Origin of the sequence: Dulcicalothrix desertica PCC 7102 (assembly GCF_003991905.1) — a bacterium.
Classification (GTDB): Bacteria; Cyanobacteriota; Cyanobacteriia; order Cyanobacteriales; family Nostocaceae; genus Dulcicalothrix; species Dulcicalothrix desertica.
Map to the genome: position 1 here is coordinate 321,777 of NZ_RSCL01000008.1, position 12,875 is coordinate 334,651.

Annotated in this window: 13 protein-coding genes; 11 read left to right on the top strand and 2 right to left on the bottom strand. The window is 38.0% G+C overall.

Annotation, left to right across the window (positions count from 1 at the left end):
• Nucleotides 1–142: 142 nt before the first annotated feature.
• A complete protein-coding gene (locus DSM106972_RS18885) occupies nt 143–412 on the bottom strand; it encodes a GlsB/YeaQ/YmgE family stress response membrane protein (protein WP_127082148.1) in 270 nt (89 codons plus the stop codon).
• 261 nt (nt 413–673) lie between these two features.
• Between DSM106972_RS18885 and DSM106972_RS18890 the strand changes: the two genes are divergently transcribed.
• The 7 genes from DSM106972_RS18890 (at nt 674) to DSM106972_RS18915 (ending at nt 6,512) form a co-directional block, all read left to right on the top strand.
• Nucleotides 674–1,519: a superoxide dismutase gene (locus DSM106972_RS18890; RefSeq protein ID WP_272954066.1), complete on the top strand. Its 846-nt coding sequence runs from the start codon at nt 674–676 to the stop codon at nt 1,517–1,519.
• Nucleotides 1,520–1,557: 38 nt separating this feature from the next.
• Nucleotides 1,558–2,895, top strand: coding sequence for a ferredoxin reductase family protein (locus DSM106972_RS18895; RefSeq protein WP_186538860.1), 1,338 nt, complete (start codon nt 1,558–1,560; stop codon nt 2,893–2,895).
• 16 nt (nt 2,896–2,911) lie between these two features.
• Nucleotides 2,912–3,049, top strand: coding sequence for a hypothetical protein (locus tag DSM106972_RS53560; RefSeq protein ID WP_186538858.1), 138 nt, complete (start codon nt 2,912–2,914; stop codon nt 3,047–3,049).
• Between the two features lie 32 nt (nt 3,050–3,081).
• Nucleotides 3,082–3,891, top strand: a complete 810-nt coding sequence (locus DSM106972_RS18900; protein ID WP_127082149.1) for a glucose 1-dehydrogenase — start codon at nt 3,082–3,084, stop codon at nt 3,889–3,891.
• A gap of 18 nt (nt 3,892–3,909) precedes the next feature.
• Entirely contained in the window at nt 3,910–5,454 is a 1,545-nt protein-coding gene (locus DSM106972_RS18905) for a Na+/H+ antiporter (RefSeq protein ID WP_127082150.1), read from the top strand.
• Between the two features lie 56 nt (nt 5,455–5,510).
• A complete protein-coding gene (locus DSM106972_RS18910; RefSeq protein WP_127082151.1) occupies nt 5,511–5,723 on the top strand; it encodes a hypothetical protein in 213 nt (70 codons plus the stop codon).
• Between the two features lie 120 nt (nt 5,724–5,843).
• Entirely contained in the window at nt 5,844–6,512 is a 669-nt protein-coding gene (locus tag DSM106972_RS18915; RefSeq protein WP_127082152.1) for a response regulator transcription factor, read from the top strand.
• A gap of 85 nt (nt 6,513–6,597) precedes the next feature.
• Here the strand turns inward: DSM106972_RS18915 and DSM106972_RS18920 are convergent, their stop codons facing one another.
• Nucleotides 6,598–8,163 (bottom strand): tetratricopeptide repeat protein, encoded by a 1,566-nt coding sequence (locus DSM106972_RS18920; RefSeq protein WP_127082153.1) that lies wholly within the window; start codon nt 8,161–8,163, stop codon nt 6,598–6,600.
• 232 nt (nt 8,164–8,395) lie between these two features.
• Between DSM106972_RS18920 and DSM106972_RS18925 the strand changes: the two genes are divergently transcribed.
• The 4 genes from DSM106972_RS18925 (at nt 8,396) to DSM106972_RS18940 (ending at nt 12,864) form a co-directional block, all read left to right on the top strand.
• Complete coding sequence (locus DSM106972_RS18925; RefSeq protein WP_127082154.1) at nt 8,396–9,784, top strand: glycoside hydrolase 100 family protein; 1,389 nt, start codon at nt 8,396–8,398, stop codon at nt 9,782–9,784.
• A 73-nt stretch (nt 9,785–9,857) separates the two neighbouring features.
• Nucleotides 9,858–10,091, top strand: coding sequence for a hypothetical protein (locus DSM106972_RS18930; protein ID WP_127082155.1), 234 nt, complete (start codon nt 9,858–9,860; stop codon nt 10,089–10,091).
• A gap of 137 nt (nt 10,092–10,228) precedes the next feature.
• Nucleotides 10,229–10,627 (top strand): ArsR/SmtB family transcription factor, encoded by a 399-nt coding sequence (locus DSM106972_RS18935; protein WP_127082156.1) that lies wholly within the window; start codon nt 10,229–10,231, stop codon nt 10,625–10,627.
• Nucleotides 10,628–10,698: 71 nt separating this feature from the next.
• The gene (locus DSM106972_RS18940) at nt 10,699–12,864 is read left to right on the top strand and encodes a S9 family peptidase (protein WP_127082157.1); all 2,166 of its coding nucleotides are present in this window, start codon (nt 10,699–10,701) and stop codon (nt 12,862–12,864) included.
• Nucleotides 12,865–12,875 lie beyond the last annotated feature (11 nt).

Here is a 12,875-nt window from a genome sequence, read left to right on the forward strand (position 1 = left end):
GGGCTAGGGGGGAGTAAAATTTAAATATACCTAATGACAGATGACACAATTATAATTATGCCAAAAATATGGAGATACAAGTAATTGTACCTCCATAAGTTATTATTTTGCATTTGGTTTGAAAGGTAATTAAAAATACTGACTAAGCCGCTCTACGAGTAAGTAAGTTGTACAAGAATACAGCTATTAAGGCGCCAATAATTGCAACAACTATACCACCGAAAGAGAGACTGGTTGCGGTTAGCGTAAATGTACCCGTCTGTAATAAACTAAACAAAGTACCTCCAATAAAGGCGCCAACAACTCCTAATAGAAGAGTGCCTATTAAACCGCCTCCTTGCGAACCTGGATAAATCATTTTAGCAATAGCACCCGCAATTAAACCCAAAACAATCCAAGCTAAAATATTCATGATTTCACTCCTTTGTTCTTATCTATTTAAATATTGCTTCACAATTTGTTGAACTATTCTTTTGAACGTAGTCATACATAAATATTAGCAAGCTTTCTGGCATAACGTATCCTTCTTGAGATACATAATTACAATCTCAACCTTGGAAATTACCTAACTAGCTGTCACTTTGTAGTCACATTTCATTCTGATAGTAAATATACAATTATAAATTTTAGGCTGGTATACCCGGCGCCTATTGCCAATTGGAGAAAATCGCGAATGTTTGAGCTTTGGTTTTTATTGAAATCACGAGTCAAATCAATCTATAGAAAAATAACTATCCTAGGTTTTGTAACTATTGGGCTAATAACTACGTTACTAGTTGCTTGCCAACCACAAGAAATTGCATCACCACCTACAGAAAATTCTACGACAACACCTGTAGTGACGCAAACATCTGTGACATCAAATAAACCTGTTGCTTATTCTGACAGAGAATTAGGCGCCAACCCAGCACAGTTACCACAGCTACCTTATGCTGCTAATGCTTTAGAAAAAGCTATTGATGCTCAAACTATGCAACTGCATCATGACAGACATCATCAAACATATGTTGATAACCTGAATAAAGCATTAGAACAACAGCCTAATTTGCGCGCATCAAGTGTAGAAGCAATGCTACGCGACTTAAATAGTGTTCCTGAAAGCATTCGTACCACAGTACGTAATAATGGTGGCGGACATTTGAACCATACAATTTTTTGGCAAATAATGAGTCCTACGGGTGGTGGACAACCAACAGGAGAAATAGCTCAAGAAATAAATCAAACTTTTGGCAGTTTTGAACAATTCCGCAAACAGTTTAATCAAGCTGGTGGAGACCGTTTTGGTAGTGGTTGGGTATGGTTAGTGCGTAACCCTCAAGGTCAATTACAAATTGTCAATACTGCAAATCAAGATAACCCAATTATGGATGGCTTATATCCAATTATGGGTAATGATGTCTGGGAACATGCTTACTATCTACGATATCAAAATCGCCGCGCGGACTATTTAAATAACTGGTGGAATGTTGTGAATTGGAACGAAGTCAACCGACGTGTTATTGCATCACGCCAAGCTTAAATAAAAGTAATTTTCTACTATATAACAAGGGGTGTATCATGAGAAGTCTGTTAATGCGAAGTCCAGTTATTGTAGCTGCCAGTTGGATAGGCACTTATATTTTAATAGCTCTTTTACCTTTGCTGCTGTTGCTAGTATATCCGGCGCCAGAAGATAAAGGCTTTTGGATTGATTTCTCTGTTGCCCTCGGTTTTATTGGTTTGGCAATGATGGCACTTCAGTTTGCTTTAACTGCGCGTATTAATCGCATTGAAGCTTCCTATGGAGTAGACATTATTCTCCAATTTCATCGTTATATCTCTTTAGTCGCGTTCGCCTTAATTCTTATCCATCCATTGATATTGTTTGTCGCACAGCCAGAAACACTACAACTTTTAAACTTTTTTACAGCACCCTGGCGAGCAAGAATGGCTGTTCTGGCAACATTAGCATTAATCGCGCTAGTTGTCACGACTATTTGGCGCCAACAATTGAAAATACCCTACGAACCTTGGCGTACATCCCACGGTATTTTTGCTGTCTTAGCAGTAAGTTTAGGGTTAGGACATGCTATCGGTGTGGGTAATTATCTAGGATTATTTTGGAAAAGTGTATTGTGGACAGGTATAGCGCTTATTGCACTTTGGTTGTTGGTCTACGTGCGTTTAGTAAAACCTTGGTTCATGCTGAAAAAACCTTACTTAGTCGAAGAAGTACGTCCAGAACGTGGAAATGTATGGACGCTAGCACTAAGACCTATCGGACACAAAGGTTTTTGCTTTGAACCTGGACAGTTTGCCTGGATAACTCTTGATATTTCCCCTTTTCGGATGCGTGAACATCCATTCTCTATGTCTTCCAACGGAGATAATTTGGAGCGTATTGAGTTTAGTATCAAAGCTTTGGGCGACTTTACCAATACTATTAAAGATGTAGCACCGGGAACTAAAGCTTTTTTAGATGGCCCATATGGAGTTTTTACAACAGAACGTTATGAAGACTCAGCAGGATTTGTATTAATAGCAGGTGGTATCGGTATTACACCAATGATGAGTATACTTTTAACTGCCTCTAAGCGTAAAGACGAGCGTCCATATTTACTTATCTATGCCAGCAAAAAATGGGAAGATATAACCTTCCGTGAAGAATTGAATGAATTACAACAAAAGTTAGACTTAAAAATCATTCATGTTCTAAGAGAACCACCAGAAGACTGGTCAGGTGAAACAGGCTATGTAGACAAAGAATTACTACAGCGTTATATTCCGAAGCGGCGCGGTACGAGGCAATATCTTATTTGTGCGGCGCCAAAAATGATGGAACAAGTAGAGTTAGCACTGCATCAACTCGATGTTCCACCTACAAATATTCACATGGAACATTTCAATCTTGTTTAATACTCAATATACCGCCATGCGTTACAGTATAATGCTTCAACTAGTTACAGGCATCACTTTAGTTTTAGTTGGTGGCGCCGCAATCTTTGCCTGGATACAAAACCGTCCTAACCCACCTCAGCAAGGTGCTTCACTAACAGAACAAACAAAGTAAGATTGAATAGTTAACAAGAAGGAGAAATTACTATGAAAGGATTAAAAGGTAAGAATGCACTAATTACAGGTGCCACTTCGGGTATTGGGCAGGTAATAGCAATTCGTTTAGCTCAAGAAGGTTGTAATATTGCGATTAATTACCGTAGAAACATTGAGGATGCTGAAAATACGGAAGACATGGCAATGGAGAAAGCGTGTGGAGATATTAGTAGTTGCGGTGTTAAGTCTTTACCAGTTAAAGGTGATGTCTCTAAAGAAGAAGATATTATTAACATGGTCAATACCGTAGTTCAAGAGTTTGGTAGTCTAGATATACTAATAAATAACGCTGGAATTCAGAAAGAATGTGCTTCCCATGAGCTTAAGGCAGAAGATTTTGACTCTGTGTTAGGAGTCAATTTAAGGGGTGCTTTCTTGTGCGCGCGTGAAACCATCAAACACCTGCTTTCACAAAACCGTTCTGGAGTAATTATTAATATTTCCAGTGTCCACGAAATTATTCCAAGACCGTTTTACCTTAGCTATTCCATCAGCAAAGGTGGAATGGAAAATATGACTAAAACTCTCGCATTAGAGTATGCTAATAAAGGTATTCGCGTCAATGGAGTGGCACCGGGAGCTACCATAACGCCTATCAACGAAGAATGGGTTAATGACCCCGAAAAAAAAGCGGTTGTCGAAAGTCATATTCCGATGAGTCGCGCGGGAACTTCTGAAGAAATGGCTGCTGCTGTAGCTTTTTTAGCATCTGATGAAGCTGCATATATTACGGGGCAAACACTTTTTGTAGATGGTGGCTTGACGCTATATGCAGATTTTCGAGAAGCTTGGTCTGCTTAGTTAAGGTAGAATTTAATAATGGAAGAAGAACTTATTCACGCCAATCTGAAATCGTTTCTGTTAGTACTCTCAGTTTCTTTGAGTGTTGCAACGCTGCCGCAAATATTTAGTTGGTTACGTCAAATTCCTTACACATTATTGTTAGTGATTGTAGGATTAATATTAGCTTTGGTAGATGTAAGACTAGTCAATCTATCTCCAGAGCTAATTTTGACTATTTTTCTACCACCACTATTATTTGAAGCTGCTTGGAATTTAAAATGGTCAAATTTAAAACGAGATTTAGTACCAATTTGCTTGTATGCCATTTTAGGTGTACTAATTACAATTGCTGGTGTTGCGCTCGGTTTAAACCAGATTGCAGGAATGTCTTTGACTACTGCTTTATTAATTGGCGCCAGTTTGTCTGCTACTGACCCTGTTTCTGTAACTGCTTTGTTTCGAGAATTAGGTGCCCCGCAACGCTTGACTACATTGATGGAAGGTGAGAGCCTATTCAATGATGGCATGGCTGTAGTGGCGTTTGGATTTTTAGTTGCATTACAACAGGGAACTGCACAATTAACATTACAACCTATTTTAGTTGAGTTGCTTTCAGTAGTTGGTATTGGTATTGCTGTTGGTTGCTTAATCGGATTTAGTATTTCTTATTTAACGCAACGCTTTGATTTGCCTTTAGTAGAGCAGTCTTTAACATTAGTTTCTGCTTATGGAACCTACCTCATTACTGAAGATTTAGGAGGTTCTGGGGTAATTGGAGTTGTCACTTGCGGTTTGATATTGGGTAATTTTGGTTCGCGCATTGGCATGAACCCACGCACGCGACTCATTGTCAGCGAATTTTGGGAGTTTTTAGCCTTTTTCGTCAATTCTATTGTGTTTCTGTTGATTGGCGACCAAATTCGTTTTGATGTATTGCAAGCCAATTTTATCACTATCGCCATCACAGTCGGCGCCATGATATTCGCGCGGGCAATTTCGATTTATTTGTTGAGTGCTTTAAGTAACTTCCTCGTTAAATCAGAAATTCCAATTCCTGACCAAACGGTTGTTTGGTGGGGAGGATTACGAGGTTCGGTTTCTATCGCACTTGCATTAAGTGTATCTGTTGTAGTTCCAGCAAGGGAAGAAATTATTGCTACCGTGTTTGGTGTCGTTTTATTTACATTATTAGTACAAGGACTAACCGTTAAACCTTTGTTAGAAAAGTTGCAGCTTATAGACAAACAACCATTACGTAAACTGTATACAGAAGCTGTAGCTCGTCAAGTAGCGCTGAATCGTGTACTGGAACATTTAGCACAGACAGAAAACCGTATAGGTATAGAGCCAGAATTTTATCGTTACCAGGAAACATTAATTAAGGGAGAACTCACTCGTTTACAAACAGAAATAGACAAAATGCAAGATGAATATCCAAATTTACAGAAATTCACAAAACAACAACTACGCGAAGAACTGCTAGCAGTTGAAGCTGATACATATGGGGAATTTGTAAAAACTGGTTGGTTAAATAAAGAACTTTCGCCTTTTTTGCAAGGTACGTATCAATCTTTAGAATGATGTTTATTATGAACACTAGTAAAACACTATAGGTGTAATCATGTTTAAAGTAATTTATGGCACACGAAGAGCAAAAAGCTAAGATTGATTTTTCCAATGCGAAGGAACCACCTCGCACTATTGACCCCAATGCTCCAGAAGCGGCGCCAATAAGCGATGATAAAGTGAGCAAGGATGATAACTTAAAGATGTTTGATGATTCGAGCAATCAAGATGAAAGTCGTCCGGATGGAGATCAAGTAATTAAAGCAAATTTATCTAGTGGTTGAGAAACCTTGTAGAGACGTTACATGTAACGTCTCTACTTAGGGCGCCGACCCATACACACTCCCGAGTTGTGGTACTATAACTATCGTTATATATTAGTTCTATGCTCTAAACAGCAACGCATGAACCAAATACTCATCGCCGAAGACAATCCCCGCATTAGTTCCTTCTTGGAAACAGGGTTACAAGCACACGGGTTCACAACAGCGATAGTAGCAACTGGTAGTGAAGCTATAAACGTTGCTGACAGTAAAATATTTGATTTACTAATTTTAGATATTGGTTTACCCGACCGAGACGGTTTTGATGTGTTGAGAAACTTACGTGGTAGAGGAGAAACCTTACCAATTATTGTACTAACAGCCCGTGATACCGTAGATGATACAGTTGCAGGGTTAGAAGGAGGCGCCGATGATTATATTACCAAACCATTTCGCTTTGAAGAACTACTAGCGCGCGTTCGCGTACAAATGCGAAACCGTCATATTCCCCGTCAACAAGAAGACACTACATTAAGAGTTGGTGATATTTGTTTAGACTTGCTAACACGTCAAGTTTGGGTAGGAGATAACTTAGTAGAACTTTCCACCCGCGAATTTATCCTTGCAGAAGTATTTTTGCGTCACCCCATGCAAGTACTAAGTCGGGAACAATTATTAAACCGAATTTGGGGGTATGACTACGACCCAGGTTCAAATATAGTTGACGTATATGTTGGACATTTAAGAAAAAAATTTGGCAGCAATCGAATTGAAACAGTTAGAGGTATAGGTTACAGATTGCGAAGGTAGTATAAATAATAAAATCGTTGTAGAGACCGAATTAATACGGTCTCTACGTAATGTGGTAATTATGGGTAATCAGCCGGACATGATATTACTGATTTATGTTTTCAGCAATACGCAAACTTTGTGCAAGTAATGTCTCGGCTTTATCTTTTTGCCCTAATTTTATATAATTTATAGCAAGCATAGTTAATGCATCAACTTTTTCATGCCGATTAAGAGTTTGAGCAGTTTCCATCGCTTGAGATAATACCTGAATAGCAACATTTGCTGGCTCTTTTAGTCTTGCTTGCTCAACAATTCTCGATAATGCTTCAGTTTTGTAATTTTCTGAGCGAACTTTTTGAATTAATTGAAAAGCTTCTTTATACTGTCTTTTGATTCCATGTTGAACAGCAATTTTTGATAGAGCCTCATCTCTATGAATTCCTCCATTTTCAGTTAAATCTTTGATAATATTAAAAGCTTGCTCGTATTTTCCAACTTTCGCATATTCAACAGCGATTTTTGATATCGCCTCAGCTTTATTACCAGTCCATTTGATGTATTTAGCAATTTCGAGAGCTTGCTCAAACTTTCCTTCCGCAGCAGATTTTTTCGCAATTTCTGCAAATACATCTGTTGACATGGCGCCGCTAATTAAACCATCCGGAGTGACGTATAAAGCGTTTTTATAATCTTCTGGACTAGCGTAATTTTTAATCAGTTTAGCAGTTGCAAAAGCTTGACCAAATTTTCCAATTGATGCATAACTAATTGCAATGTTAGCTAAAGAATAGTCATCTCGCTTTTTTTGCTGATTAAGTTGTTCAAATGCTTCGGCTAAAAGCTTTTCTGCTATAGCTTTTTCTCCTAGTTGGGCATAGCTTACAGCGATAGCAGTTTTATCATGTGTTGTCAATGCGTTCTGAGAAGCATCAGAAAGAATTTGTAAAGCTTTTGCCTTTTGCCCTACTTGTGCATAAGATACAGCAATAAAAGCTTTTTCAGCCTTGCTATCAGCTTTTTCAAATGCTTGGGCTAATACTTGTGCTGCTTTTTGCTTTTGTCCAGCCCGTGCATAAAAAATTGCAATATTAGCCTCCGTAGTAGACCTAGAAACCACAATAGGTTCATAGCTTGAACTGACCCCATTTACTGATACTAAAGAAGCAATAGTAAGCGCTTTATTGTACTGCACAGCTTCTGCCATTTTAACAGCTATACGCTTTAAAGGAATATTTTTTTCGCTTGATTCATATATCTGGAGAGATTTCGCGGTTTGAAGTGCTTTATCATACTCCCCCATTTTTATGTAAATGATGCCTAATTCCTCTAACAAGCCACTTTTGATATAAAGAGACTGATTTTTTTCGGAAGTTTGAATAGCTGGAATTAATAGCTTTGAAGCTTTATGCTCCTGTCCGATGAGTTCATATCCAAGAGCAATTTTCGCGAACAGTTTTGCCTGGACTGGTTGTCTACCATTATTTTGTTCGTAAATCGCAACATTCGTTAAAGTATTTACTTGCTTATCATCATTAGTATCTGGAGTTAGAGGTTTACATGCAAAGCTAATGGGAATTAACAGTACTATAACTCCATATATCGGCATTAAAACCCATTTTCGCTTCATATCAAGTAATAATAACCATTTAGTTTCTAATTGAGATGCCATACAATCCTCATCTCCTCTATCTACCTACTTATCATTTTCCCGCGCGCTATAGTTATTATCTTTACTACACAGATAATCCACCGCTACATCCGTTGTAAATTGCACCTTAATTTAAATTTAACATAAATTTAGGTACATTCGTAATTATTAACACTATAAAATCACGTAAATAAATACAATAATTTAACTAACCACAGTATTAGTTTAACTTTCTTCTTCATTTATACAACTCATGCCGACGTACAAAAATTTAGTTGAAGATGCTCAAAAAGCCCTTGAAGCGAGTATTATGTACTATAAAGGGCAAGCAGTAGGAACGATTGCCGCGCGTGATAGAGATGCACTTGCGCTCAACTATGACCAGTGTTTTGTGCGCGATTTTGTATCATCAGCATTAGTCTTTTTAACAACAGGCAGAGAAGATATAGTTCGTAATTTCTTGGAAATAACCTTAACGCTGCAAAGCCAAGAACGACGAATGGACTGCTTTAAACCAGGACTCGGTTTAATGCCTGCTAGTTTCAAGGTAGAGTTACGCGGTGGTGGAGAAGTTCTAATTGCCGATTTTGGTGAACATGCTATAGCAAGAGTCACTCCTATCGACTCGTGTTTATGGTGGATGATTTTGCTACGCGCTTATGTAAAAGCAACAGGAGATTTAGCGCTTGCAAACCGCAGTGACTTTCAGCATGGAATGCGTTTGATATTGCGTTTATGTTTGGAAACCCGGTTTGATATGTATCCTACACTGTTAGTACCCGATGGTTCATTTATGATTGACCGTCGGATGGGTGTGTATGGATACCCATTAGAAATTCAAGCTTTATTTTATGCCGCTTTACGGTCGGCAGAAGAATTATTGTTACCAAACGACTTAGATGGTATACGTACAGCAGTAATTGAACGTTTAGGTCATTTAGCTTTTCATATGCGAAGCTATTACTGGCTTGATATGCAACGCTTGAGCGAAATTTATCATTATAAAGGTGAAGAGTTTGGCATCAGCGCAGTTAACAAGTTTAATATTTATGCTTCTTCTATACCAGCTTGGTTTATAAATTGGCTTCCTGATGAAGGTGGATATTTTGCCGGAAATATTGGCCCCGGTTTAATAGACTTTCGTTTCTTTACGCTAGGTAATTTAATGTCGGTAATTACTTCGCTGTCAACAAAAGAGCAATCGAGTAATATTTTAACTTTGGTAGCAAACCGTTGGGATGATTTAGTGGGACAAATGCCCATGAAGATTTGTTTCCCCGCAGTAGAAGACCGCGACTGGCAATTATTTACTGGTTTTGACCCTAAAAATGTACCTTGGTCGTACCATAATGGAGGTAACTGGCCCGTTTTATTATGGTTTTTAGTTGCTGCTGCAGTTAAAACAGGTAATATTCAACTTGCAGAAAATGCCATTAAACTTACCGAAGCACGTTTAGGTAAAGACTTATTCCCCGAATATTATGATGGTAAAAACGGGCGCCTCATTGGTAAAGAAGCGCGTCGTTATCAAACTTGGTCGATAGCTGCATTTTTACTCTCGAAGCAACTCATCGCAAACCCCGAACATTTAAAATTAATTAGTTTTGAAGAAGATAACCGCGCAATGGCATGTGAATTTTAGAAAACGGTAGTAAAATTGGGACAGGTATCAGAAAAAACTGCTGATTAACGAGGTTGAGTAAAAAAGATTGCTTATGAATACACAAGAAATTTTACAGGTTCTTCCTAATTTGAGCCTTGAAGACCACTTAATTATAGTAGAAGCAGCTTTAAAATTAATCAATCAAGAAAGAAACTTATCGCGCATAGAGCAAAAACGACAATTGCAAGCTGCCGCGATGATGGCTGTTTCTGATTATGCTCCAGAAAGTACACTATTAGTTTTCTCTGAACTTGATGGTGAGGATTTTCACGATTATTCAATGTAGAGACGTTACATGTAACGGCTCTACCGCAATAGATATTTTATCGCATTCTTGAGAAATTGTTCAATTGTTAAATATCGATGACTTTGATTGTTATACTTGATATACAAATATAAGTAACCATAGATAGTTTTAGATATATGAGTAAACGCAAGCGCCAAGAAAGTGTCGAATTGTCTCAACGACTAGAGGCGCCAAAGTGTGACGACCATTTAGTACACTTAGAAAGCGTGCGCTCTATACAGTCACAAATATTACCAACTGACAAAGCGCAGCAGATGGCAGAAGTATTTAGTCTGCTAGCAGATACAAATCGTCTGCGTTTAATTTCCGCACTGGCATCACAAGAATTATGCGTTTGTGATTTAGCCGCAGTCACAAAAATGACCGAATCTGCTATTTGTCATCAACTGCGTTTATTAAAAGCAATGCGTTTGGTTAACTACCGTCGTGAAGGTCGCAATGTCTATTACACTTTGGCAGACGATCATATTGTAACTTTATATACTTCTTTAGCCGAGCATATGGAAGAAAAATAAAATTTACAGACAAGTGTCCAACAGGCGCCGTATACTAAATTTTCCAAGAATATGGCTGTTTGTTGTTTGATATGTCAAAATTTAATAGAACTAAATCTCCCGAACTTCGGGGGATTATAATAAGTATTTCACTTTTACTCTACAATCTACCTCTATCACTGGCCCAACAGGCGTCTATAAGACCACCACTGGCGCCAATAAAGCCCCACGAAGAAGTTCGTCACGGTGAAGTTATACGCGATGATTACTTTTGGTTGCGCGACAAACAAAACCCTGAAGTTTTGAAATATCTCAAAGCCGAAAATGCATATACTGAAGCAATGACAGCGAACCTGAAACCTCTGCAAGAAAAGCTGTATCAGGAAATGCTATCAAGAATACAAGAAAATAGAACTAGTGTAGCTGTGAGTGAAGGTAACTATGATTACTACACACGCTACGAAAAAGGCAAAAACTACGCTATCCATTGCCGCAAGAAGAAAACTGCGAACGCAAAAGAAGAAATTATACTCGATGAAAACAAAATAGCTGTACGCGAAAAGTATTTGAATATTAGCATGTTCGATGTTAGTGATGATGGTAATTTACTAGCCTATGGAATTGATACAAAAGGTGATATTCGTTATAATCTTCAAATCAAAGATTTACGAACCGGAAAAATACTGCCTTTAACGATTGAAAATATTGGTTCCCTAACTTGGGCAAATAATAATACCCTATTTTATGTCACTCAAGACCCAATTACTAACCGTGCGAATACATTATGGCGCCTCAAATTAGGAAGCAAACCTGTTAAAGTCATCGAAGAAAAAGACGTAGAATTTGTTTCACAAGTTAGTCGCACTAAAGACAAAAAGTATATTTTATACACAGTGAGTAGTAAAGATACTAGCGAAACGCATTACTTAGATGCAGCCAACCCTAATACCAATTTAAAAGTCATCTCTAAACGTGCAAAAGGACATGAATACTCAGTTGAACACCGTTATGGGTTATGGTATATAGTTACTAATAAAAATAGAAAGAATCAAAAACTAATTAATAATCGAATTGTAACAGCACCCGTTGGCAAATCTAATGGCGCCGACTGGCAAGAGTTTGTAGAGCATAATCAAAATATACTTATAGAAGATATTGATTTATATAAAGATTCTGCGGTCGTATCGAAGAAACAACTTGGTTTAAATCAATTTATTGTATATAACTTTCAAACCAAAAAATGGCGTGAAGTTAATTTCCCTGAAAGTGCTTATACAGCAACTTTAGGGTTATACCAAGATGGTAAAACTGATGCTATCAATCAATCCTTTGATTCTAATTCTTTCCGCTACACCTACACCTCCTTAATTTCACCATCAACCGTTTACGAACAAGACCTTGCTACAGGTATACAAAAAGTAATCAAGCGTAGACAAGTTCCAAATTACGATGCTACTAAATATACAACGCTAAGAGTATGGGCGCCAGTTCGAGATGGTATAAAAGTACCGTTATCTATAGTTTATCGTAAAGGAATAAAACTTAATGGTAAGGCGCCTTTGTTTCTTTACGGATACGGTGCATATGGTCTAGGAGAAGAAGCAAGATTTGATAGCAATTTAATTAGCTTACTTGATAGAGGTATGATTTATGCCATTGCTCATGTACGTGGTGGAAATGAATTAGGCAAGCAATGGTACGAAGACGGTAAGCTTCGGAAGAAAAAAAATACCTTTAATGATTTTATCGACAGTGGCGAATATTTAATTAGTAACAATTGGACATCTAAAGACCGTTTGCTAATTAGTGGTGGTAGTGCAGGTGGTTTACTTGTTGGTGCTGTGGTAAACATGCGTCCTGACCTTTTCAAAGCAGCACATCTTGATGTACCCTTCGTAGATATTATGAACACAATGTGGGATGAAAGCTTACCACTAACTACCGAAGAATATCTCGAATGGGGCAATCCGCATCAAAAACCTGCCTATAGTTACATGCGCTCTTATAGTCCTTATGATAATTTGGCGCGTAAAGCTTACCCTTCAATACTTGTTACCACCAGTATTAATGAGAGTCAAGTTGGATATTGGGAACCTACAAAGTATGTTGCTAAATTACGCACCCTCAAAACAGATAATAATCCCTTACTACTAAAAGTTAACCTAGAAGCAGGTCATCAAGGCGCCAGTGGTCGTTATGAAGAACTCAAAGATACTGCGTTTGAGTATGCTTGGATGCTTTCGCAAGTTGGATTTTAAGACTCTAGTAA

What these genes read in the sequence shown, in the direction of transcription:
- DSM106972_RS18885 (WP_127082148.1), bottom strand. Translation starts at nt 412, where the DNA reads ATGAATATTTTAGCTTGGATTGTTTTGGGTTTAATTGCGGGTGCTATT.
- DSM106972_RS18890 (WP_272954066.1), top strand. Translation starts at nt 674, where the DNA reads ATGTTTGAGCTTTGGTTTTTATTGAAATCACGAGTCAAATCAATCTAT.
- DSM106972_RS18895 (WP_186538860.1), top strand. Translation starts at nt 1,558, where the DNA reads ATGAGAAGTCTGTTAATGCGAAGTCCAGTTATTGTAGCTGCCAGTTGG.
- DSM106972_RS53560 (WP_186538858.1), top strand. Translation starts at nt 2,912, where the DNA reads ATGCGTTACAGTATAATGCTTCAACTAGTTACAGGCATCACTTTAGTT.
- DSM106972_RS18900 (WP_127082149.1), top strand. Translation starts at nt 3,082, where the DNA reads ATGAAAGGATTAAAAGGTAAGAATGCACTAATTACAGGTGCCACTTCG.
- DSM106972_RS18905 (WP_127082150.1), top strand. Translation starts at nt 3,910, where the DNA reads ATGGAAGAAGAACTTATTCACGCCAATCTGAAATCGTTTCTGTTAGTA.
- DSM106972_RS18910 (WP_127082151.1), top strand. Translation starts at nt 5,511, where the DNA reads ATGGCACACGAAGAGCAAAAAGCTAAGATTGATTTTTCCAATGCGAAG.
- DSM106972_RS18915 (WP_127082152.1), top strand. Translation starts at nt 5,844, where the DNA reads ATGAACCAAATACTCATCGCCGAAGACAATCCCCGCATTAGTTCCTTC.
- DSM106972_RS18920 (WP_127082153.1), bottom strand. Translation starts at nt 8,163, where the DNA reads ATGGCATCTCAATTAGAAACTAAATGGTTATTATTACTTGATATGAAG.
- DSM106972_RS18925 (WP_127082154.1), top strand. Translation starts at nt 8,396, where the DNA reads ATGCCGACGTACAAAAATTTAGTTGAAGATGCTCAAAAAGCCCTTGAA.
- DSM106972_RS18930 (WP_127082155.1), top strand. Translation starts at nt 9,858, where the DNA reads ATGAATACACAAGAAATTTTACAGGTTCTTCCTAATTTGAGCCTTGAA.
- DSM106972_RS18935 (WP_127082156.1), top strand. Translation starts at nt 10,229, where the DNA reads ATGAGTAAACGCAAGCGCCAAGAAAGTGTCGAATTGTCTCAACGACTA.
- DSM106972_RS18940 (WP_127082157.1), top strand. Translation starts at nt 10,699, where the DNA reads ATGTCAAAATTTAATAGAACTAAATCTCCCGAACTTCGGGGGATTATA.